Here is a 24,965-nt window from a genome sequence, read left to right as displayed (position 1 = left end):
GGTTGCCCGCGTTGCCCGTGCGCGGCACGCGCCAGCCCAGCGGCGTGCCGTCGGCGTCGGCCGACACGGGGCGGTCGCCGAGTGCCAGCAGGCGCGCCCGGGCCGCCTCGGGCCCGTCGATGTTCATCGTCTGGCACTTGGCCTGGTCGCCCACGCGCCACCAGTTGCGCGTGCGCATGGTGCCGTCGTCCTTGGCAAAGCCCAGCGCCATGGTGGCCACGGCCTGTGCCACCGTGCCCGCTATGTTGAGCTCGGGCATCTCAATGGCCCCGCCAAGCCCCGAGAGGGCCTGCCCCATTGAGCCTATGGCGGCGGTGGCGTCTTGCAGGCTCTTGCCGGCCTTGTCTGCGTCTTCGGTCATCACGCCTATCTCTATGGGCTTCATGCCATTGTCGCCAAGTTTCTCAAGCGCGAGGTTTATCTCCGCTATGTCTGCAAGGGCCTTGTCCTTGCCTATCAGCCCTATCTCGTAGTCTTGCTGTATGCGGGTGGCGCGGGCCTGCGCGTTCTGGTAGCTCTGGCGGAGGTCGGCGGCGCTGCCCTTGGCTATGTACGACGGCTCTACATCGGCCCCGATGGTAAGCCGCCCGCGCGTGGCCTCATCTATGCGGGCCTGTATGTCGTCTGCCTTGGCCGACGCCTCGACCTTGGCCTCTACCGGCGTCGTCGAGCTCGCGCTGTGCGGCCCTGAGCTTGTCGAGCGCGGTGTCTGCCTCGGCCTTGTCGGGAGCCTCAACGCCTATGCTCACCTTCAAGTCGGCATATTCCTGCTCCGTGGCCTTGTAGTCGGCCTGCAGGGCCCTTGCCGTCTCTTCGTCGGCGGCGGCGCGCAGCTGCTTGCGCAATTCAGCCAGCCGCTGCTCGTACCAGTCCATGCTGCCCTCGACGGCCGGGGCGGCGGCTTTCTTTTGCGGCGTGGCCTTGGGGGTGGCGTGCCCGCCTGTGCCGGGGCGAACAGAGCTGCCTTTTACGGGAATGACTATTTGCCCGGCCTCCTTTGCACTGGCAGACATCTGGCTTTGCAAGTTTTTTATGACCGCGCTGTTGTCTTTTAGTTTTTGCACCGCCTTGTCTAAGTCGCTTGAACCTTTCTTTTCTTTGACCTCATGCTTTGCCAGAACCCTGTTGCCGTCGCGATCTACGCCCCATTCGTCTATAATTTCGGTTTCGCGCTTCCTGCTGTATCTCCGTTTGTTGCCCTTGTAGTCGTATATGATGGAGTGGTTCTCGGCCTCTTTCTCGGCTATCTGGTTGGCCAGTTGGCGCATCCTTGCCTCAATCACCATCTGGCGGCAATATGCCTCGCTGTTCTTTATGAGGGCGTCGTACCACTTGGAAACGCTGTCAAAGTAGCCCATCGTCTCGCCGTAGGTGTCGTTGAGCTCGCCGATGATTTTCTTCTCTTCCTTGGTGGTGTCCTTGCCGGTGTTCTTCATGGCGATAAGGTTCTTCAGCCTTTCCTTGTACAGTTCAAGCGAAGAAACCGCACCGGCGCGGGCCTCGCTCATTGCCCGCTCCATGTCTTCAAGCCGCTTGGCCGCCTCCTCCGCGTTGGCCATCTCGCGGTTGGCCGCCTTCATGCTCTCGGTGGCCTCATCGGTCTTGTCGGAGAATAGCGAAACGATGGCAGACACGGCCATCAGTACAAGACCGACGCCCGACGCGGCCATGAGCCCCAATATGGCTGCGCGCATGGCCACGGCCTGGGTTGCCGCCAGCCGCGCGCTGAATGCCCACGCAATGTTTGCCTTTCGCCCATAGTGCAACTGCTTTGCCCACAGGAACTGCGCGGCGGCGGCAACTTTAGACGCGGCGGCATTGGCGTAGGTGGCAATGGTGGCGGTATGTATCTTTGAAGTGAACAAGACTAATGCCGCCTTGACTGACTTAATGCCGGTGACCATTGAGCCTATAACCATGAGAGCCATGCCAAACTCATTGACAGCGGCGATGGCGGGCTCTATGCTCTCAAACCAAGAGCCCACAACCTCTTTTATGTCGCCTATTGCGTTGGCCATCTGCTGAGCCTTGCCTGCATCGGTCTTGGCAAGCTCGGCGTTCATGTGGCCCACATTGTCTGTTATTACCTCCGCGAGCATGGCCGCGCGTTGGCTCTCGTTGCCGTATTTCAGCACCTGCTCCTGAGCCGCTGTGAACGTGATGCCCACACGGCGCAATGCCGACGCCTGCCCCTGCATGGCCTTGCCCATGAGGTTGGCCACCGTCACGGCGTCCTCACCCGTGGTTTTCAGCCCCTTTTGCTGTGCCAGCAGGTCGTTCATTGCCGGGATAAGTGCCTCAAGGCTCGACCGTTGGCTGAGAAATGTTGCTATCTGCTGAGCACCGGCCAGCTGCACCTCGTCGCCTATCACGCCAAGCTCCTGCTGTGCGCTCGCAAGCTGCTTTATGGCGTCAATGTCTACCTCCGACGCCTCCATGCGCTGCCGCATCACCGTGGCGAGTTTCGTTTCCACCTCCACCTGCACAGCGTTTGCCGCGGAGTATTCGCGCAAAACGCCCGAAAGCTGTTGCAAGCCACCAATGACGTTTTGTATAGATACGCTAACCTGAGAGTAGTTTATTATCGCATCTTTCAATTTGTCTGCACTACTCTTAGTGGCTTCTACAGCACACCTAATTTCTTCTATCGAAGTTGCAGCAGTGACCAGTTGCTCCTTGCCGTCGACGTTTATCCGAACGTTAAATTTTATTTCTTTGCTCATACTTTTATCGATTTAATGCCACTTTTACGCATTTTATTTGTATATTTGCAAAAACCTAAACACCGCATTGACATGGAGAAGAAAGAAATTACCAACAAGCCAAAGGAAATCAAAGCCGAAATATTCAGCATTGAGATCATAGACAAATGCGATGATAGCGAGTTTGAAACACCATACGAAAGCGAAGAATTAAACGAGTACAAGAGGAAAGCTACATTTTGTGCACATGTTTGCAAACTATCAATTGTCGTTTTTATTATCTGTATTCTGGGCTTAATATTCATAGGGCTGAATGCTTTTTGCTTTTGGATGGTTCTCGCAAGTACTGGTGCTTTTTTTGGTTCTTTACAGTTGGGCCTTAGCTACGTAAATAAGCTTACATAAGTTGTATATTTGCAAAAACTTAAACACCGAAATGCGATGGAGACGAAAGAGACCATGGCCACAATAACACCATCTTCGTGACCTCACGAAAATGGTCTTCGCCTCTCCTTACCCCTCCTCTGTCCTTCTCAGCATCTCCTCAAACCTTTCCTTGCTCTCGGCGGCAGTGGGCTGCGGATTGTTGGCCTTGTGAGCCCGTTGCGCATCCCACGGTAGCGGCAACAGCTGTTGCGGCGTCAGTTTCTTTTTAAGGTGGGGCTGTATCATTATCGTGGTCATGAGGCGGGCGCGCTCCCAGCTGTCCTTGCGGTCGGCGTCGCGCTGACTGCTGTATGCCTCGTAGACATGGCCGAACTCCTCGGGCGTGAGCCTGCAAAAGTCATTGTAGGGCAGGCCGATGTTGCCAACGGCCACGCCCAACAATTCAAGTATGCCTAACTTTTTTTTTCACCGTCGCCGTCATCCCCGGGGGCGTTGGCCGCCGTGGCGTTCACAGCCTCAACCCAACCCCCGACGTCGTCGGGCGCAATGCTGTCGGCAAACTCCATCAGCGACATGGAGAACTCAACGCCGTCGGCCTTGCACGCCGACACGGTGCAGCAATACAGGTAGGCGCACGCGTCGGACAGGCCGCCAGACATCTCGGTGACCTCCTTGCCCGTTTCGCGCTTGAAGCGGAGCATGGCGCCCATGGTCTGCCTGCATGGGTACGCCTTGCCGTTGACAACTATCTCTATATTTTTCATTATGTGCTTGTTTTGGTTTATTTGTTCATTCCATCATGCCTTGCCAATAGCGGAAGTGGAGGCGCCCACATACAGCCCCCCGCTTGCAAGCCCAGCCAACTATGCATCATATCAACCGACAGCATCCATTTGCCGAAAAACACATACGTTTTGAATGCAACATGCCTCTGACGCACAAGTAATGATATGCATTTTGATAATCAAAACAGACACATTCCCATTCATTTTTATTAACTTTGCACCTTAAACATATACATAAATAAATATGACCGAACTCAAAACAAAGACAAAACCAGAATCCATCCTGTTCATTTGCCTGGGCAACATCTGCCGGTCTCCGGCTGCCGAAGGCATAATGAAGAAAAAACTTGAAGACCGCGGACTATCAGACAAATACTTCGTCGACTCTGCCGGCATAGGCAATTGGCACGTAGGACAATTGCCCGACATAAGGATGCGCCGACACGGGGCTGCCCACGGCTACACCTTCGACAGCAGAGCGCGACAGTTCAGCGAGAAAGACTTCAACCGGTTTGATTATATTGTGACCATGGATGCCGAAAACCATTCAGCCATCGTTTCCAAGGCATCCACCGAAACAGTGCGCCATAAGGTGGTACGCATGTCTCAATTCTTGCGTGAGCATCCCGGCATACAATCTGTTCCCGACCCGTATTATGGCGGCGACAATGGCTTCGAACTGGTGATAGAGCTACTGGAAGACGCGTGCGACGGACTTATCGAATATATAGAACAACAGAAGACGAAACAAACAAAAGCATGAAAAGAGTGATATTCCTCATGGCCATGGCCATGATACTTGGCCAGCCAGCCGAGGCCAAGAAGAAAAAGAAGAAGGACGACAAAACAGAAAAAAAAGAAGCCCCGGTAACCCAAGGGCTTTTCAGCGTGCAGAAAGAAGGCGACAAGTGGTTTCTCTTAGTGCCCGACTCTCTAATGGGCCGTCCGTTCCTGGCAATAACACGCTATGTTTCCACTCCTTCCGGCATAGGCTTATATGGCGGAGAAGAAGTAAACGAACAGACTTTTTACTGGGAAAACGCCAATAACGGCAACCTGTTGCTTAGGTCGCTGATATACCTCTCTGCAGCCGACAGCACCCAGTCAATTGCCCGCGCCGTGAAGGCAAGTGCCCAAGACCCCATCGTTGAGTCATTCAAGATAGAATCGACAAAACGAGATTCGGCCAAGAACGCATCATACAAAGTAGAGATAAGCCGACTGTTCAACAAAGAAAACATTGCCGTAGGCATAGACAACAACACAAAGAAGCGACTGGGCCTGAGTGCCATGAACACCGACCGCTCGTTTATCAAGGCAATAAACACCTACCCCATCAACACCGAGATAAAGACCATACGCACATACAACAGCAAAGAAAACGGCACCTCGCCGGCCGGACAGACTGCCGGAGTTGTCACGTTCGAGATGAACACGTCGTTTGTAATGCTCCCCAAAGACCCCATGCGCAAGCGCCTGTTTGACCCGCGCGTAGGATACTTCGTCAACTACTTCGAGCCTTACACCGACGACCAGCAGAGCGTGAAGCGCAAAAGGTTCATCTGCCGCTGGCGCCTTGAGCCACGCGACGAAGACATAGAGAAGATGAAACGTGGCGAACTGGTGGAGCCGAAGAAACAGATTGTATACTACATCGACCCCGCCACACCCAAGCAATGGCGCCCCTACCTCATACAAGGCGTCAACGACTGGAACGCAGCCTTCGAGCAAGCCGGTTTCAAAAATGCAATCACGGCCAAGGAATGGCCCGACGATTCGACCATGAGCATGGAGGATGCACGCTTTTCTGTCATCCGTTACCTTGCCTCACCCATCAGCAACGCCTACGGCCCACACGTCAACGACCCGCGCAGCGGCGAAATACTTGAGAGCCATGTTGGCTGGTACCACAACGTGATGAAGCTGGTTCACGACTGGTACATGATTCAGGCGGGCTGCTCGGACAGCACGGCGCGCAAGATGACTTTCGACGACGAGCTCATGGGGCAGCTCATACGCTTTGTCAGTTCGCACGAGATTGGCCACACGCTCGGCTTGCGCCACAACATGGGGGCCAGCAACGCTACTCCCGTTGACAGCCTGCGCAACAAAGAATGGGTTGAGAAACACGGCCACACGGCGTCGATAATGGACTACGCACGCTTCAACTACGTGGCACAACCCAAAGACAACATAGGCCGCGCGGGCCTGTTTCCCCGCATCAACGACTACGACAAGTGGGCCATTGAGTGGGGTTACAAACCAATCTTCGACACTAAAGACGAAGAGGAAGACCGCCTCGTGCTAAACCGCAAAACCATTGAACAGCTCAAGAAAGGCCGCCGCTATTGGTTTGGTGGCGAAGGCTACGACAACGACCCGCGCGCCCAAAGCGAAGACCTTGGCAACAACGCCGTCCGTGCAAGCGAATACGGCATAAAGAACCTGAAGAGAATAGTCAAGGCGCTGCCGCAATGGACTGCTGAAGAAGGCGACCTCAACGACAACCTCAAAGACATCCACCAGGCTGTTGTCAACCAATTCATGCGCTACGAGGGCCATGTGCTGCGCAACATCGGCGGCATTTACACCACGTACAAGAGCATCGAGGAGCCGGGGGCTGTCTACACCCCGCAGACCAAGGCCGAACAAAAGGCCGCGCTCGACTACATCGACCGCAACGTGCTCACAGAGCCGGCATGGCTCATAGCTGAAAGCTACGTGAACCGAATCAGCAGCGCGCCACTCGAGTTGATAATGCCTCTGGGCAGAAGGGCCGTCACCGACCTGCTCTCGCCAACGAAGGTAGGCAACATTGCCAAGTATTCGTACGCAGACAATGCTTACAAGCCAGAGGAATACATGAAAGACTTGACAACTATTGCGTTTCGCGAGACAGCCACGGGCAAAGCCGTAGGCGCCTACCGCCGCAACATTCAGACCACGTTTGTTACCGAAGCCACACGTTGGTACGACTCGGCACCGGCCAACACCAAAGTCTACTACTACAGTATGTTGCGCAATCTGTACGAACGCCTCACGGCAGCCCGCAGCTCAGACGCTGCTACCAAGGGCCACTACCATGTGCTGAGGCAGATGATAGACGACTGTTTAAATAAAAAGTGAAAGCCTGACCAGCATACCCACACACGACGAAGGCCGCGCCACATGTAGTGGCGCGGCCTTCCACTTAATGCAAATTACCGACCGTTGCAAGCCTCAACACCACCCCATCCCCCAAGCGCCGACAAATGTTAATTTTTATTTAGTCGACAAACATTTTGCATGTTTACTCTGAATTCATAGAAAAATATAACTATATTTGCAGGGATTAAGAACATTTCATGGCGGCAGGAGAGCCGCATCACAAATCATACACACATCGTCGACATGCACTTTCGTGCACCAAGCAATGCCCGCAGCATTGCTGATTATTCAGGGAAAATGGATTACAATCATATCAGAGATTACATACATACGATACAATTGGGAAATAATAAATAGAACTTTTAAGAATTTTGATAGGAAGGAAAGACTGCAACATTAACGTTGATGGCATCTATGGCAATGGATACCATTATGGCGGCAGGTCAGTCATGGCCCCAAGCGTCCGCTTCAGGCATAGGATGCGCCACGCTTGTTCCTGTGCCATGCCAGCCTTTTCCCCTTTTCGGAAACAAACTATAAAGCACCATAATTATGAGAAAGACATTACAACTTGCATTGCTGTGCATGCTGATGGCAGTCTGCACCGGCATGAAAGCAGAGACAACTGTCACGTTCGATTTCACGGGCGACGAAGCCTACGGCCTGCCGCTCAGCACAAACGACAATGGTGCGGCATATAATGCCGACCCCGCCGAGTGCATCAACGGAGAAGTAAACATCACCCTATCCGGAAGGACGCGCTGGTGGGGAAACGACTCCGGCAATGAATTGCGGCTATATGCCAATTCGAGCATTGCCATAAGCGTTGACGCCGGCAAGCTCATAAGCCGCGTAGCAATAGAAGGCAAGAACCTCAATACTGACAACCTGTCAATTCCGAACGGTACATTTGCCGATGGTGTCTGGACGGGCTCGGCCGACACGGTGTTCATTTATCCTACCGTTTCCAGCGGCAATGTTCCAATTGGCAGCATAAGCATAACCTACGAAGACGGCGGTGGCAAGCCCAAGCCGCAGCTGGGCTTCAGCCGGAATGAGGCCACGGCCACCATAGGCGAGCCATTTACAGCCCCCACCCTCACTTGCCCTGAATCGGCAAAGGTAGCCTACTCGTCAAGCGACAAAGACGTAGCCACCGTCGACCAGACCACCGGCATGGTAACGCTCGTAGGCCCTGGCACCACCGTCATCACTGCCAGAGTCGGCGAGACAGAAGAGCATGCTGCTGCTTCGGCGTCTTACAATCTGCATGTCGTAACAAAGGCCGGGGCCGACTCACTGTCGGTAGTGCTCAAAGACAATTCGGAGCCCATCACTTTCACCAACGACGAAGACAACCCTTGGACAATAGAGGACGGCTACATACAAAACGGCAACGTAAAGAAAAACAACTCTTCGTCATGCCTCACGGGCACGTTCACCATAGGCAAGACATCTATGTTTGTGTTTGACAAGTATGTCCACCGAATAGACAACTCCACGAGTTCCAACCTATACCACTATCTCAACTTCAACGTCAACGGCAAGCAAGTGTTCTCACAAAACAACCAGACGGGCTGGAGCCAATACACCATGCTGCTCGAACCGGGGACATACACCGTGCAATGGATTGACACTGTATCCAATTCCACAAACACTTATTACAGCAAACTACGCAAGATGGAGCTCACATCCGACGTCATCGACATCAACGTCACCACACCCGGCTCGCTTGGCGTCGAGGTGCTGTATGTGGTCAACACCCTGGGCGACGTGCGTTTGCTCAAGGTGAGCGGCACAATCAATTCGACAGACTGGGCCAACATCAAGCAAATGAAGAATTTAGTATGGATAGACCTGGCCGAGGCCAAGTTTGATGCTGTTCCCGACAACGCCTTCAACGGCCTGCGCAACCTCATACGCACCGACCTGCCGGAGGGCGCAACCTCAATAGGGGAGTATGCTTACAGGGGCACAAAAATAAACACCATAGAGATACCGGCCACCGTCAGGTCGATAGGACGCTACGCCTTTGCAGAGACAGGTCTCAAGGAAATAACGTTTGCAGAGGGGTCACAGCTACAGACCATAGGCGACCGGGCATTCTACCTATGCACGTCGCTCACAGAGTTCATCATGCCAAATACAGTGACCGAACTGACATCGGAAGACAATAATGTATATAACAGTGCAAGCACATTCGAGGGATGCACGTCGCTCTACAGGCTCCACTTCTCCGACGCTTTGAATTCCATCAATAGATACACCTGCAAAAGTTGCACAAAACTCACCGATCTTCACCTGCCCAAACAGCTTATCGCAATAAGAAACGAAGCATTCTACGAAACGGAATCACTGCGCCATGTTGAATTCCCCGATGGGGTCAAAACCATAGAAGACTATGCTTTCGAGTACAGTGGCGTCGACTCTGTTTGCCTACCGGTAAAAATGACAAACTTAGGATATCGAGCATTCCAGTATTGCAACAACCTGAAATACATCGAACTGCCTTCATACATAGGCAGTTACGACAGAAACTTCGAAGACTGCCCTGCCGTTGAGACCGTTGTATGCAAGTCGGCCACACCGCCGTCAATATCCAACGACCCGTTCCAAGACGGTGCGTCGAAGGGCAACATGACGCTCATAGTGCCCTCGTTTGCAGTGGTCAACTACAAGCTTGACACTTATTGGTATCAGTTTGGCTCAATCCTGGAAGGCGAAGACGTGGGCTACTGGAAGATAACGAGCGCCCTCTCGCTCACCAACAACCGCCGCATGGACGGCAAACCCGACATCGACCTCTACTATGGCGGCAAATTCACCGTGGGCGGCAATGCCCCGATGGAAACGGCACAGATGAAATTCTTCGTCAGCGAGACCAACCCCGGCCTATTGGTAAACGACTGCGCCGACTTCACCGCCGACAGCGTCAACACATATTTTAATGTAGAATACAACCGTTGGTACTTCATTACCCCGCTCCACGACGTGGCCCTCGACAAGGTGACCCACAGCGCCAACGCATCGTTTGTGTTCCGCTATTACGACGGAGCCGCCCGTGCCACCAACGGCACAGGCAACAGCTGGAAGAACGTTGACACCGACACGCTCCGCGCCGGGCAGGGCTATATCTTCCAATGCAACGCCAACGGCACCATCACACTGCCGGCCGATGCCGGCGCCCACCCGCAAGTGTTTGCCACCACCGACGTGACCATGCCTCTGCATGCCTTCGAAGCCACCTCGACGGCCAACGCCGGATGGAACTATGTGGGCAATCCATATCCGGCATATTTCGACATCTACTACATGGACTTCACCGCCCCGATAACCGTATGGGCCGACAACACATACAGGGCTTACTCGATTGTCGACGACAAGTATGCACTGAGGCCCATGCAGGCGTTCTTCGTGCAAAAGCCTGAGGCCGTAGACAACATCATATTCCATAAGGAGGGGCGCCAACTTAGCTCTGAAATCGTGGTCAAGGCGACATCGCCCCGGATGGCCCCGCCGGCTAGCGCGTCTCGCCATCTGTTCGACATAGCCATCACCGACGGCACTTACAGCGACCAGACGCGAGTGGTTGTAAATCCCAACGCACTGCCCGGCTACGAACGTGGGTGCGACGCCTCGAAGTTCATGAGCATCAATGCCGACGTACCGCAGGTAATGACCGCCGATGCCGATGGCAACACCTACGCCATCAACGAGCGCCCCGTGGCCGCCGGCGCCACTGTGGCCATGGGCTACAAGGCAGCCAAGGCCGGCTTCTACACCATCAGCGTGCCGCGCGCCGACGGCACCGCCCTTCTGCACGACAAGCTGCTCGGCATAACAGCCGACATAAGCTCCAACGGCTATTCGTTCTATTCCGGCGCCACCGATGGCACCGACTTCAACCGCTTCGAGCTCTCGTTTGAACCGACCGGGCAGACGCCAACAGCCATCGACGGCACCCCAGCCGGCACAGAAGCCGCTGTGACTGGCGCCGAAGGCTACATCTGCGTTAGCGGCGAGGCCGGCGCTGCCGTAAGTATATGGGCTGCCGACGGACGCACCCTGCATAGCGGAAAGCTTGGCACCACCCCGCTGCGCATCAATTTGCCGGCAGGCATCTACGTGGTCGGCATAAATGGCCGCACACAGAAAACGATAGTATATTGACAACCCCATAATATCTTTCTATATGAGAGGTTACAGACTAATCCTTTTCATGCTGACACTGCTCGCCAGTGTCGGCATGAAAGGGCAATACAATCCCACCAACCCCCCGGAGCCAGGCGTAAACCACACGCTGACCCTGCAAGCCATACCGGCCGAAGGCGGAAGTTTCAACATTGGCTCCAAGTCGAGCCATTCGCCAGGCACGAAGGTTTCGCTGAGGGCCTACAACAAGAGCAACTTCAGGTTTGTGGCATGGGAGGAAAACGGCTACGTGGTCTCCACGTCGGCGTCGTTCGCCTACACCATGCCCGCCCGCGACGCCAAGCTCGTGGCCCGCTACGTCTACGACCCTCAGAGCCCGGCAGAACCGCCAGAGCCCGACATGCCCGAATACTCCACCCTGCGCCTGTCGGCAAGCCCGGCCGACGGCGGCAGCTTGAACATTGGCAACGGGGCGCGCTTTGAAGTCGGAACAACAATCAACCTACAGGCCTACGCCAAGAGCGACTTCAAGTTTGACCATTGGACGGAAAACGGCGAGGTGATATCTACCTCAAGCTCATTCAGGTATGTGATGAAGGCCGGCGACCCTAACCTTGTGGCCCATTTCACATACTCGCCCGACAATCCCGGCGAGCCCTCTGAACCGCAGCTGATGCACAGGCTCAACCTTGTGGCCGAACCCCACGGCAGCGGTTACTTCAACCTGTCGAGCGGCAATGGGTTCCGGGCCGGCGCCAACATCAGCCTGCGAGCCTACCCAAACGATTGGTACACGTTTGTATGCTGGACTGCCGACGGCGACACCATATCGACAAACAGCAGCCTCAACTTTGTCATGCCCGACTCCGAGGCCACGCTCATTGCCCATTACCGCTACTATTACAACCCCGACAACCCGGGCGAACCGGGCCCGTCGGATGGCAGCGTCAACATCTACGGAATGACAGAAAACGCTTTCAGGGGTCAAACAGTGGCCTATCCAGTCTACCTTGAAAACCCCACACCCGTCACGGGCATGTCGGTCGACATGACGTTCCCCCGCGGATTCACCGTCAACACGGCCGACGTGCGACTGTCTGGACGCGCATCGGGCCACGACGTCAAGGCGACGGCACTGGCCGACGGCTCTTACCGCATTGAACTGACGGGCACCACCGAGTTCAGCGGCACCAACGGCAAGGTGTTCGACGTGATGGTAAGCATACCCGACACGGCCACCACAAACCGCAACCATGCGGTAAAGCTGACGCATGGTGTGGTCAACAATGCCGACGGCACCATTGAAGCCGTGGCCGTGCGCAGCGGTTACATATATGTAAGCCAGCTGTCTGAAGACGGGCTCTACGCACGCTTCTCCTACGACAAGCTGCTGGGCAGGGTGCAGTTTCTGAACCAGTCGTCAGACAAAGCCGTGCGCTACGAGTGGGATTTCGGCGACGGCACCACGAGCACTGCCGCCAACCCTATGCACACCTATGCTGCCGACGGCTACTACGACGTGAGCCTTACGGCCTATGGCGAATACGGGCAAGACGTTGCCCGGGCCACCATACTCATCAACGACAGGCAGCACTGGACCATAGGCGGCACATTCATACTGTCGGAAACCGCCACCGGCGTGCGCCATTTCGCCTCGGCCGACTCGCTGCTGGCCTTTGTAGGCCTGGCGCCGGTGACCGAGAGCCTGACCGTGCAGGTAGACGCCGACTCAACGTTTACCCTGGGCATCACCGACGCAAACCTCGGCTTGCTGGCCCAGGTGGTGTCGCAACTCGAATCGAGGGCGCTCACCCTGCACCTCACGGCAGCAGCCGGGACGTCGGCCCCCGGCCTGGCACTGGGCCGCGAGGGCGACGAGCTCACCCCCGAACTCATAGACCTTTACAACTCTATAGGCAGGTTGGCCACCTGCGATGGCGTGACCACCACCCTCTGCGGCGTGGCCTACTGCCCCTCGGCAATAAGTGGCATGGCCTCACAGACCGTAAAGTCGGGCCACGGCACACAGGAACTTGACTTCAGCACGATAAGCCCTGAACTGACCTTCGAGTGGAAGCTCACCACAAACCCAATACCGGAGACACTCACCGGCTATGCCACCGACGGCAGCGGCAACCTGCCCACGATGTTCATCGACAACACCGCAGAGGCCGACGCCGTGCTAACCTACAGTGTCAGCGGCAGCATGGGCGAGCTGCAGTTCTGCCAATTCACATCGACCATTACCGTCGAGCCGGGCAGCGCCACGCTCGACGAGTCTGAATGGCTCACCCTTTGCCGGCTGCGCGAGGCTCTCGTGGCCGGGGGCTGGCCCATCCCGTGGGACATGTCGGGCGGCATTGACAGCGTGGCCACCCTGGCCGGCGTCGACGTTAGCCGCGGCCACATCGTAGGAATAGACCTTTCGGGACAGGGGCTCACGGGGCGCTTCCCTGCCGACGCCCTCGCCCTGCCGCGCCTCGAGACGCTCTCGCTGGCCGACAACGCCCTTGAGGGCGACGTGGCCAAAGACATGGTGCAGGCCATGACCACCATTGCCGCAGAACAACCCGGCTTCCGATCGGCGCTGCACACCATCGACATGTCGGGCAATGCCTTCACGGGCAACATCGGGTTGCTGTCGGCGCTGTCGGCCGTCATGCCCAACCTGACGGAGCTGCTGGCCTCGAGCAACAACCTATCTGATGTCAACCCGCCGCTGCCGGCCACCATCACCACCCTCGACCTGACCCGGCAGCACAGCGGCACAACGGTGACGATAGACATGTCGGCACCCGACTTCGACGCCGTGGCGGCACAAATGCCGTCGCTGATGCTCTACGACCACAGGTCACAGGGGCAAAAAGACGTGGCGGTGGTAAGGCTCGAAAACCGCCGCCCGGGCGATGGCTCCGGCTCCGACGCCGGCTATTGGGGCATAGACATTGACTTGACAAACGGCAGGGCCCATCTGTCGGCCACCGGGCGTGACGACTACCGGGGCGCCAACGGCGACATTCTGTACGTGTCTTACCCCGCGGCGGCTCCCGAGGTGCAGCTCAGCAGCTGTCTCACGGCCTTCACATTCGAGGAGGGAGATGCCGACTTCATCGACGGGGTGACAGCCACCGACTTGCAGGCCACCATACTCTATGCCTTCGACGACTACGGCGGCAGGCCGTTCAACTTCACGGCCGCCAACACATTCGCCGACGAAACAATCAACGTACAAGACGTTGTGCGCACGGTAGACATACTGCTCGCCCATCAACAGCCAACGGCAACAGAGGCCAGGCGGGCCCCTGCCGCAGCCACGACGGCCGGAGACCGGCCACAGGCGCGCATCTTCGTCCATGACGGGCTTGTGGTGCTGCAATCGCCGGTGCCCATAGCCGCAATGGCCGTAAGGGCCGAAGGCAACGTCTGCTGGGCACTGCCGGGCCATGGCATGGAACAGGCCGTGGACGGGAGCAACCTTGTAGGCTACTCGCTCAACGGCACAACGCTGCCGCAGGGCACAACCGTGATAGGCACCTACACCGGCAAAGTCGACGTGAAGTCAGCAACACTGTCCGACGAGAGGGCCTATGCCGTCGACGCCACCGTTTGCCACGGCAAACCGACAGCAGTGGGCCATCCCGGCGCCGACGATGGCTTGGAGGCCGTGTTCGACATGTCGGGCCGCCGCCTCGACACCATGCGTAAGGGCGTCAACATACTGATGAAAGGCAAGTCTGCCAAGAAGGTTATCGGCAAGTGAACCTTGCCCACAGATTGCCCCAACAATGCCGACTCACGCCAAGCATGCAGGCCGGCACACGCCAAAGCCAGGCTGAAATGCGGTTCGGGCCGTATGGCATTCCAATACATGCCGTTCCGGCCGCCAATACGGGTCGTTTCGCAATGCCAAACAGGCCGTTTCGCAACCCGCTGACAGCCAAGCATATAAACAGTGGCCCGCATACTGCGGCACAAGTAGCCCCAAGCCGCCCCCGCAACAGCGGCAGGGGGCATACCAACAAACAATCAGACATAAACCATTTATATTATGCAGGCAAGACATTTTGCATTAACAATATTTGCCCTTCTGGCCGGAGTGCTCTCTGCTTTGGCACAGGGCAACACACTGTCCATACCCGATGTGTCGGTGGCTCAGGGGCGGTCGATAGACCTCCCGGTCAACCTCGACAACTCGGAAGACGTGGTTGCAGTGCAGTTTACGCTCTACGTCCCCGAGGGCATCAGCCTCGACGCCGCCACGGCGGCCCTCACCGACCGCTCCGACGGCCATTCTGTCACCATGAAACAGATGGCAGCCAACAAGTATATGGCCATGGTTTTCTCGCCGACAAACAAGCCCCTCAAGGGCCGCACGGGCAGTCTGCTCACTGTGGGGCTCACTGCCGACGAAAGATTGGGCGACGACTCGCAGCTCAGGTTTGTGCTCGAAGACGTGGTCATCAGTGCGCGCGACGGCTCAAACGTGGCCACCGGCTTCAGCGCGGGCAGCATAACGATATCCCACTCTGCCGACCTCGAGGTGTCGGCCGTTGTCGCCGACGCGTCGGCAGTGTCACCCGGCGACAGGCTCAACGTGGCTTGGCGGGTCAGGAACATAGGCCAGGCAGCCACCACGGCCGGTTGGAGCGAGCAGATATACCTGGCATCGCCCGGCGGCGAATCAAAGCTGGCCGGCACGGTCTACTACGACGGCACGCTTGCCGCCGGGGGCACGCTGAGCCGGCAGGCCGAGATTGGCATACCCGAGCAGCCGGGCATCAGCGGCGAGGCCACGGTCAGGGTGAAGCTCGTGCCTGCATCCGACACTGGCGAACCGTCGTGGATGCTGGCCAACAACGAAGCCTCGGCGGCATCGGCGCTCACCGTCAGCCGCAAGCTCCTGCTCTCGCCCGACACCATACGCACAGAAGAAGCAGCCAGGAGCCTGCGTCTGCTGCTGACGCGCACGGGCAGCAGGCTGGCCGAAGAGACTTTCGCCATTGGCTGCACAGCCGACGAGCGTGTGTCGGTGCCACCGTCGGCCACCATCAGGGCTGGCCAGTCGGGCACATACATCACAGTGACCGTCACGCCCAATGGCAAGGCCGACGCCGACTCTACGGTGAGGCTGACAGCCGGAGGCAACGGATATGACGATGTGGCCGGCATTATTGTCATTGAAGACGACCGCCGCCCGGCGCTCACGCTTGCCGCATCGGCACCCGATGTGACCGAGGGCGGAACGCTGGGCCTTACGGTTTCGGCCCCCAAGGCTGTGACAAAAGACACCGAAATCATTATTGCATGCGACAAGCCTGCCATGTTCAGCATACCATCGCCCGTAATAATCAAGCAGGGTGAGGCAAGCGCCACGGCAACGGTCGGGGCCATCGACAACGACATACCCGACGTAGAGCAGGTTGTAACGTTCACGGCTGCCGCCCCCGGCTACGACGCCGCCACGCTAAACACCACGCTCATAGACAACGATGTGCCCATGCTGCAGATGCAACTGGAACCGACAGCAGTGTCGGAAGCCGACGGCCCACTGGCCGTCACGGCCACCCTGCGCCGCACGAGCAACATCGACAAGCGTGTAACCATACATTTCTCCGACGACTCTGAGGGTGGGCTGTATTACGCCGGGCGCTCTGTGGTCATGGAGCCGGGCCAAGCCGAGGCCACCATATGCCTCGGCCCCATCGACAACACTGATGCCGACGGCGAACGCACCTACAGCGTCTCGGCAGGTGTATATATTGCCTCGTGCAGCTGCAGCGCAGGGGCCGGGGCGTCGGCAGGGGTAGCCTCCGCCCCGCTGACGGTCTACGACGACGACGGCCCGGCCCTCTCGCTGTCGGCCTCGGCTTCGGTGGTGGCCGAAGGGGGCACGATGGCGGTGACCGTGGGCCGCAACACCGTCACCGACAAGCCGCTGACCGTATCGCTGGCATCAGACCACAGCGAAGGCATATCGTTTCCGAAATCTGTCGAAATACCCGCCGGGGCTGCCTCGGCAACGTTCGACATCGTGGCCGAAGCAAATGCCGTGGCCGGCGACGGCTTTGTGGGGGCGCTGCAAGCCTCGGCCGATGGGTTCTCGGGCGCAACGCTGAGGTTTGTGGTAACCGACCGCACACTGCCCGACGCACAGATAACTGCGATTGAAGTAAGCCCCGCAGAGGCTTCGGCCGGCGACACCGTGAGCGTGGCTCTGACTATTGCCAACACTGGCGTAAGGCCCTTGCCCTTACACACAAGGATAGACATCTTTGCCGGCGAAGGCCTATCGCCTGCCCTGAACGCCTATCTGCAGTCGCCCATTGAGGCCGGAGGGCATGCCATGCTGACCCGCAAGGTCAGGCTGCCCGATGGCGTAGGACGCCACAATGTTTATGCCGTGGCCAACCCCGACCGCGCCGTCGACGAAGCCATATACACCAACAACACGTCGCAACCGGCCGAAGTCAATGTGTGCGCTCCGTTCTCTGCAACGGTGTCTACCGACAAGAAGGTGTACGCAAGGGGCGAAACGGTGGTGATAAGCGGACGCACCGAGGGTGGCAAGACAGGCCAGAAACAGGTGGAGGTGTATGTCGTCAACAACGGCTATCGCCACACCATCAACGCCACTACAGCCGACGACGGCACATTCTCGGTGCAGTTCACGCCATTCGACCTGCAGACCGGTCGTTTCTCCGTGGGGGCGTGCTATCCCGGCGAGGGTCTCACCGACGCACAGTGCGCCTTCGACGTCAATGGCATGCGCCTTTCTTCAAGCGGCTACGTTACCGCCGAGGTAACGCTGGGCGTACCTCACAGCGGCACGATAGGCATCGACAACCCAGGCAGCACGACGCTCACCGGGGTGAAGGCCGAGGTGACGGGCAAGCCCGAAGGATGCGACGTGAAGCTCGAATGCGGCGAGTCGGTAGATGGCGGGGGCACCATGAGCCTGGGATACACCATCACCGGCAACGCCGTGAGCGAGGGCAACGAATGGGAAAAGATTGGCATCAGGGTGTCGTCGGCCGACTGCGAGCCGCTTGAAACCACCATTTATTATTATTGCCGCAGCCCGAAAGGCAAGCTGCAGGCATCGACCAAGTCGATAACAACAACCATGACCAAGGGCCAGACGCGCGATTACCCTGTCACGATAACCAACATTGGGAGTGGCAATACAGGCGACATATCGCTGGCATTGCCTTCTGGCGGATGGATGACGGCGGCCACTCCGATGCAGATGCCGGCGCTCGCCCCGGGTGAGTCGGCCACAATCCACCTGCTGCTGGAGCCCACCGACGGGCAACAACTCAATGTGCCCGTCACCGGACGGATAGGCATCAATTGCGCCAACGGCGACGGGCTGCCCGTAGCGTTCAGCATTACGCCGGTGTCGGAAGCCACGGGCACGCTTGTGGTCGACGTCTGCGACGAATGGACTTACAACACTGCCGAAGCCCCGCATGTGGCCGGTGCCGAGGTGGTAATAAAGGATGTGAACACCGGGGCGGTCATAGCCAACGGCACAACCGGCACCGACGGCATTTTCACCAAGGTGTTGCCCGAAGGATACTACAACCTGTGCGTGACCGCAGACAAGCACGACGCCTACTCAAACAACATCATGGTAGACCCCGGAGTGGAAACGCGCAAGGTGGTAGACATCAGCTACAGGGCCATAGAAGTGAGCTACGAGCTTGTAGAAACCGAGATTGAAGACGAATATATCATTGAGAACATCGTGAAGTTTGAGACCAACGTGCCCAAGCCGGTTGTGGTAATAGAGGGCCCGAGCAGCATCGATGGCGACAACATGGCGGCCGGCGACCAGCGCCTTGTATACTTCACGCTCACCAACCACGGGCTGGTGCGCACCGAAAACGTAAGGTTCAACTTGCCCGCCCCAACCGATGAGTGGCTCTTTGAGGCCCTCGCCGACACGGGCCCGTTCCCGCTCGGTGCCAACCAAAGCGTACAGATACCCGTGCTTATCACACGGTATCCAAACGGAGGGCAGCGCGCCCGTGACAAGAGAAGGGCTTCGCCACAGCAGATAATGAACGGATGCATGGCGCAGATGGAAGCCAACTACAAGATAATATGCGGCACGAAACTCTACGACAACGTGTCGGCACACCGCATGGCAATGAAGGCTTGCGCCACGTCGGCTATACTCAACGCCATCGGGCAAGCCTTTGGCGGCAGCGGAAGCTGGGGAGGCCTGGGCGGCCCGAACGGCTCGGGAGGAGGCAACGCGGATGCCGTCGAGACGACACAGCCCGTGGAGTCGAACAACGACAAGACCATTTGCGACCCTTGTTATGCCGAGTTGCTCGAAAACAACCTCAACGACTTGTTTGACATGATACCCGTCGTAGGATGGGTCAACGACGGGGCCACACTCGCGTATGACTGCGCCAGGGCCAAAGCGGAGAACAGGCCGTACTCTCTGCGCGACTCCGTGCTGGCAAAAATAAGGGATTATGCCATCGAAGGATTTGGCGATGCATACGGTGCTTACAAGGATTACAATACGCCGCCGGGCGAGTATGACGACTTGATCGAGACGGTGGAAGGCATGCTCGAAAACATAGACAACATCAACAAGCACCTCGACGAGTACAAGAAATGCAAGGCCAGACAGGCTCAACAGGGCGGACCGAAGCGCAGCCGGCAAGACGGCGGGCTGCCAACGACGGCACAGCCTGCTGACGGAAACGCCTCGGGAAACAGCTGGATTGACGCCCTTGCCGATGCCGCTGCGGATTTCCGAGAGGAGCTGGAGGCATGGAAAGCCGTTAAACTCGAGCTGTTCGGCGATTCCGTATGGTACACAAGCCCCGACCCTACCATAGGCGCATTCTGGCAACACGCCATAGACCAACATGTGGAAGGGCAGCCTCTTGACGCCGAAGCGCTCATGCCATACAAGCCGGAATCGGTCACCGAAGCGCAACTACGCGCACTTGTTGAGCGGCTCAACGGGAATTCAGCCGGCAACGCGCCCGACACAGAGGTGTTGATGGCCAGCGCCAGACTCATAAAAGACAGTGAGGCAACGGCCATAGGCGAGGGTTTCCAGTCGATGCAGGACAGGTTTTTCAAAGCCAGCCATGAGTTTCTGGAGCGCACCGAGGAGGAGTCGAGCTCGGTATGCTCGTCGATCACGCTCCGGTTCGAGCAGCGGATGACGTTCACCCGGCAGGCTTTCAGAGGCACGCTCACGGTGTTTAACGGCAACGAAGACACGCCGATGAGAGACGTGAAACTTACTTTGCGCGTTAACAACACCGAAGGCGACATTGCAACAGCCAACGAATTCCAAGTCGGCCTGGAGTCTATCGACGGTTTCAACGGCAAGGCCGAGCTCGGGGCCGGATGGGAACTGGCACCCGGAGCCACCGGAAAGGCAACAATACTGTATATCCCCACCAAGCACGCGGCGCCGACGGAACCCACCGACTACGTGTTCAGCGGCTCGCTGTCGTATACAGATCCATACAACGGACTTACCGCAACACGCGAGATTTACCCCGTAACGCTGACGGTGAACCCCACCCCCGACCTCAAGCTGACATACTTCATGCAGCGCGACGTTTACGGTGACGACCCACTGACAGAAGCCGTCGAGCCGAGCGAAGAGGCTGAGTTTGCACTGCTCATCGACAACGTGGGCAACGGAGACGCCACAAACCTGCGCATAGTAACAAAGCAACCGGAGATAATTGACAACGAGAAAGGACTGGCAATCGACTTCCAGCTGACGGGCAGCAGCCTCAACGGAGCCGACAAGGTGATGGCCCTTGGCGGAGATGCATACACCGACTTCGGCACGATAAAGGCCAAAGGGCAGGCTTACGCACAATGGTGGATAACCAGTTCGCTGCTTGGCCACTTCACCGAATACGACGTCAAGGCCACCCATGTGACCAGCTACGGCAACCCCAACCTGTCATTGCTCAACGAGGTGACTGTGCACGAACTCATCAGAAGCATCGACGCCAGCGCGGAAAATGACACGATAACGGGCTTCATGACCAACGACATAGCCGATGCCGACGACACTCCCGACATGCTATACCTTACCGACGGAACCACCGAACAGGTGGAACCGGCGGCCGGAGCAACGATTACGCAGACGTCGGAGACGACCTACGAGCTCGCCGTCACGCCTTCGGCTGGTGGATGGAACTATGGCAACCTCGTCGACCCGACCTACGGACGGGCCCGACTGAGGGGCGTGACACGCACGAACGACGGCAAGCCGATGTGCCTGCGCAACTTCTGGCAGACCGACCGCACACTGCGCGACGGACTGGAACCGCTGTATGAGAACAGAATACACTTTGCCGACAACTTCAACAGCGGCGTGCCTTGCACTTACGAACTCACCTTCGAGCCACAGGCAGACCTGCCACTGGAGGTGGCCTCGATAGAAGGCGTGCCGACAGAAGTGGCATTCAAGCCGGTGGAAACCATCGACGTCATGTTCAACAAGCACATTGACCCGTCAACATTCACGGCCGACGACATCACCATGTCGGTGCAGGGCGAAAGCCTCGACGCCTCACTGATAGGCATATCGACCGAAGACAACAAGACGTTCAGGCTGAACCTTGGACGCCTGAACGCTGTGGCAGGCAACGGTTACTATATGCTCACGGTGCAAACGGCGATGATAACAGACGCCGAAGGCTACCAAGGAACCACCGGGAAGTCGGCTGGCTGGACCATGTTCCGCGACGGCCTGGTGAGCATTGACACCGAAGTAAGCCCAGCCCGGGCCGGAAAGATAGTGCTGACAACAAGCCCGGCGACCGCGGCGGCAAACGCAACGGCTACACAGGAAAATGGCGGCAAGGCCGGATATGGCACCACTGTCGCCATGAAGGCCATACCAGAACAGGGCTACAAGTTTGACAACTGGACGCTGAATGGCGAAACCGTTACGTCAGACTCTGTGATCGAGCATACTGCAACCGACAACATCGACGTGGTGGCCAACTTCAAAGCCGCCGCATATCACGTGACCGTGGCATCCGACGAAGGCGGAAGCGTGACGGGCAGCGGCAGCGGCATATACGACTACAGCGACACGCTGAAGCTCGAAGCGGTGGCCGATGAAGACTATATGCTGTGGTGCTGGACTGTCAACGGCGACACAATCGAAGCCAAAGACAGGCTCACTGTTGAAGTGAACGGAAAGACCGACATTGCCGCACACTTCAAACGCTCAACTTACAGACAGACGTTCAGGCTGTTTGAAGGCTGGAACTGGCTGTCGTCATACCTCGGCGAAAGCATTGACGCCGGCAACTTCAAATATGCAAGCACCATACTCGGCCACGATGGCAAGAGCATTTTACCCGACGGCCCCGACGACGGCGAGGAAAAGCATGCCCTTGAGCCCGGCCACGGATACAAGATAGAAGCTGCCGTTCCGTTTGTGGTCAATGCTTCAGGCAAGCTGTACGACCTGGCCGAACAGCCCATTGCGGTTGCGGCCGGATGGAACTGGATTTCCTGTCCGCTCGACATAGAGTCGCCGCTGGCAGCAATCACCAATGCCACCGAGGGCGATTTCATCACAGCCCAGGAGGGTTTCGCCGAGTTCGCCGACGGCCGTTGGATCGGCACCATTGCAACACTGGTGCCCGGCAACGGCTATCTATACAAGTCGGTAGATGCCAAGGCACTGGCAATAGACACCTGCCGACTCTCAGCAACACCTGCCACCGTGGTTGCCGACGAACGCATAGACATGCGCAAATACCCGTCGACAATGAACATTACGGCCATAATCTACCGCAATGAGGCGGTATTGGACGGCGACGACTGGCGCATTGTGGCCTTTGCCGGCAACGAATGCCGAGGGGTGAGCCGCATGGTCGGAGGAAGGCACTGCCTGACTGTCTACGGCAACGGGGCCGAACCCGAACCATTGTCGTTTGTCGTTGAAAACATTTCAACAGGCGATGGCTACAGCGTCGACGAGTCGCTGGCCTTTACCGACGACGTGGCCGGAAGCCGCAAGTCGCCGTTGGCATTCACCATGGGCGAATGGCTAAGCATCGACGAAATGCTCGCCGATGGACTGAAGCTGAAGGTTTATACCATAGCGGGCACCCTCGTGACCAACGAAGGTACGCGCGAGACCCTCAAACGACTCCCCCGAGGGGTTTACATCATTGAAGGGCGGAAGTATATAGTGAGGTGACCAAGACCGTTGAAGCCGTGCCTACCGGCACGGACAGCCACCCCGACTGATGCCAACGCAGGCGGCAAGCCAATGGCTGGGACAGCCGTTTGAGGGCATGGGCAAACGGAGCAAACACGCTTTTAGGGCCCCGGAAAACACAAGGCAACCGGCCTGCACAGTTTAATACTGATGCAGGCCGGTTGTGGTATGTGCCGCCCACAGCGATTGCATGGCGTTTACAAACGCCACGGATGCGGCATGTTGCCGCAGTTGCCAAATAAAATGGCTTGGCATCGGTTTGTTTTCAACAGCCCTGTATATTGAGCCATGCGCAGCGAAAGCCCTCAAGCCGAGCAACCAACGGCATGCGCCAATATCATAGCCGGGCCAAAGCCATAAGCAGCTGTTCAAAATTAACCGATACAATTAAGCTTGCAGGTGTCCTCCATATCTTTGCCACCATCTTGTGTGCTCTTTCGGGCCGCATGCCAAAGTCTCATCGGTAGCGTAGCCAGCTACGCTCTCTCTCCGGACTTTGGCATGCTTCTCCGAAATAGCGCACAATTTGATGGCAATTAATTTTGAACACCTACTTAGGCCCAAACCGGCGTCACGACTAATAATTGTTAAAAAGACAGCGCTCCGACTCAACCGTTGCTGAAATATGGGAATTTATCAATAACTTTGCATACAGACACATATCGACCAAACGGCGTTATCCCCCGACAGACCTGTCTGGCAACAAACCATCACCTCGTCTCACAACCATTGAGACTCTACCGAAGGGGATTGCGAAGCCAACACGCTGACTTGCAATCAAGATAGCATTGACGTGAAGGCGTTGGAATTGTCGTTATATGGTGACACAGCGCAAAAAGTACCAATGTCATCGCGGATGGTTTGGCTTTAATCGCTTCTCCGCAAGTGAGCTGTAATTTAAATTTTCCACTTTGATTCCATGCGTATGGCAGCAGTGAACAAGTTTTTCAAACCGCTTGTACTTACGTTGTTGTTTTTCGTAAGCTACTCAATCATCGACTTAATCAAAGGCGTCGGCATTGAATATACCGACAATCTGATTAAAGCAATATGCACAATATGCGTCATAGGCTTGTGCAAGGCATCGCTCAACCTAAGCAAACGCATTGAGAAATAGGCCCCCAGAGGCTGCTTGCCGTTGACCGTCATCATGCATGACAGCCTAAGTCAAACGGGCCCCAACCCCGTTTTCTCTATTGGGACATACCGGCCGTGACAGCCAACAACGAGGCTGCACTGCCTGTCGTCACTGAAAATGAAACATGAAACTGCAGTGGTGTCGGGTTCGAAAAGTTAAAACGGTGTTGCCCTATGGCGGCCATGCCCCGACAGGGCTTGCCTTATCAGCTTGCAACAAGTGGCGTTTTGCGTGCCAAGACATGCCGTTTTGCGCGCCGAAACGGCCGTTTTCATGATGCAAAACGGCATGTTTCACAAACATACTGTATATCAACGAGTTACAACAAACAGGCAAACAGCCACGCCTACAGGCAAAAAACAAGTCCGCACGAATGCCAACCGGCGTTCGTGCAGACTGTTTTCACAATA

At 56.9% G+C, this 24,965-nt stretch carries 10 protein-coding genes; 7 read left to right on the top strand and 3 right to left on the bottom strand.

Going from position 1 to position 24,965, the window contains the following annotated elements; genetic code table 11:
* Positions 1-599: 599 nt before the first annotated feature.
* Positions 600-2,723 (bottom strand): hypothetical protein, encoded by a 2,124-nt coding sequence (locus H6B30_RS08080; protein ID WP_205109417.1) that lies wholly within the window; start codon positions 2,721-2,723, stop codon positions 600-602.
* 72 nt (positions 2,724-2,795) lie between these two features.
* Between H6B30_RS08080 and H6B30_RS08075 the strand changes: the two genes are divergently transcribed.
* Positions 2,796-3,107: a hypothetical protein gene (locus tag H6B30_RS08075; protein WP_205109415.1), complete on the top strand. Its 312-nt coding sequence runs from the start codon at positions 2,796-2,798 to the stop codon at positions 3,105-3,107.
* 108 nt (positions 3,108-3,215) lie between these two features.
* On the opposite strand, the gene H6B30_RS08070 is transcribed toward H6B30_RS08075, so the two are convergent.
* Entirely contained in the window at positions 3,216-3,521 is a 306-nt protein-coding gene (locus H6B30_RS08070) for a hypothetical protein (RefSeq protein WP_205109413.1), read from the bottom strand.
* Positions 3,522-3,541: 20 nt separating this feature from the next.
* Positions 3,542-3,853, bottom strand: a complete 312-nt coding sequence (locus H6B30_RS08065; protein ID WP_205109411.1) for a hypothetical protein — start codon at positions 3,851-3,853, stop codon at positions 3,542-3,544.
* A 265-nt stretch (positions 3,854-4,118) separates the two neighbouring features.
* Between H6B30_RS08065 and H6B30_RS08060 the strand changes: the two genes are divergently transcribed.
* The 6 genes from H6B30_RS08060 (at position 4,119) to H6B30_RS08035 (ending at position 24,534) form a co-directional block, all read left to right on the top strand.
* Positions 4,119-4,637 (top strand): low molecular weight protein-tyrosine-phosphatase, encoded by a 519-nt coding sequence (locus H6B30_RS08060; RefSeq protein ID WP_205109409.1) that lies wholly within the window; start codon positions 4,119-4,121, stop codon positions 4,635-4,637.
* Positions 4,634-7,000 (top strand): zinc-dependent metalloprotease, encoded by a 2,367-nt coding sequence (locus tag H6B30_RS08055; RefSeq protein WP_205109407.1) that lies wholly within the window; start codon positions 4,634-4,636, stop codon positions 6,998-7,000. The genes H6B30_RS08060 and H6B30_RS08055 overlap by 4 nt, the downstream gene beginning before the upstream one ends.
* A gap of 573 nt (positions 7,001-7,573) precedes the next feature.
* Positions 7,574-11,191: a leucine-rich repeat protein gene (locus tag H6B30_RS08050; protein ID WP_205109405.1), complete on the top strand. Its 3,618-nt coding sequence runs from the start codon at positions 7,574-7,576 to the stop codon at positions 11,189-11,191.
* Positions 11,192-11,213: 22 nt separating this feature from the next.
* Positions 11,214-14,933 (top strand): InlB B-repeat-containing protein, encoded by a 3,720-nt coding sequence (locus tag H6B30_RS08045; RefSeq protein WP_205109403.1) that lies wholly within the window; start codon positions 11,214-11,216, stop codon positions 14,931-14,933.
* Between the two features lie 288 nt (positions 14,934-15,221).
* Complete coding sequence (locus H6B30_RS08040; protein WP_205109401.1) at positions 15,222-23,396, top strand: InlB B-repeat-containing protein; 8,175 nt, start codon at positions 15,222-15,224, stop codon at positions 23,394-23,396.
* A 946-nt stretch (positions 23,397-24,342) separates the two neighbouring features.
* Complete coding sequence (locus tag H6B30_RS08035) at positions 24,343-24,534, top strand: hypothetical protein (protein ID WP_205109399.1); 192 nt, start codon at positions 24,343-24,345, stop codon at positions 24,532-24,534.
* Positions 24,535-24,965 lie beyond the last annotated feature (431 nt).

The organism is Marseilla massiliensis (genome assembly GCF_016899955.1).
GTDB lineage: Bacteria > Bacteroidota > Bacteroidia > Bacteroidales > Bacteroidaceae > Prevotella > Prevotella intestinigallinarum.
The sequence above is the reverse complement of the archived record's forward strand: the minus strand, read 5'-3'. Positions and strand labels throughout refer to the sequence as shown.

Excerpts from the sequence above, each read along its gene's own strand:
- H6B30_RS08080 (WP_205109417.1), bottom strand. The coding sequence starts at position 2,723 with ATGAGCAAAGAAATAAAATTTAACGTTCGGATAAACGTCGACGGCAAG.
- H6B30_RS08075 (WP_205109415.1), top strand. The coding sequence starts at position 2,796 with ATGGAGAAGAAAGAAATTACCAACAAGCCAAAGGAAATCAAAGCCGAA.
- H6B30_RS08065 (WP_205109411.1), bottom strand. The coding sequence starts at position 3,853 with ATGAAAAATATAGAGATAGTTGTCAACGGCAAGGCGTACCCATGCAGG.
- H6B30_RS08060 (WP_205109409.1), top strand. The coding sequence starts at position 4,119 with ATGACCGAACTCAAAACAAAGACAAAACCAGAATCCATCCTGTTCATT.
- H6B30_RS08055 (WP_205109407.1), top strand. The coding sequence starts at position 4,634 with ATGAAAAGAGTGATATTCCTCATGGCCATGGCCATGATACTTGGCCAG.
- H6B30_RS08050 (WP_205109405.1), top strand. The coding sequence starts at position 7,574 with ATGAGAAAGACATTACAACTTGCATTGCTGTGCATGCTGATGGCAGTC.
- H6B30_RS08045 (WP_205109403.1), top strand. The coding sequence starts at position 11,214 with ATGAGAGGTTACAGACTAATCCTTTTCATGCTGACACTGCTCGCCAGT.
- H6B30_RS08040 (WP_205109401.1), top strand. The coding sequence starts at position 15,222 with ATGCAGGCAAGACATTTTGCATTAACAATATTTGCCCTTCTGGCCGGA.
- H6B30_RS08035 (WP_205109399.1), top strand. The coding sequence starts at position 24,343 with ATGGCAGCAGTGAACAAGTTTTTCAAACCGCTTGTACTTACGTTGTTG.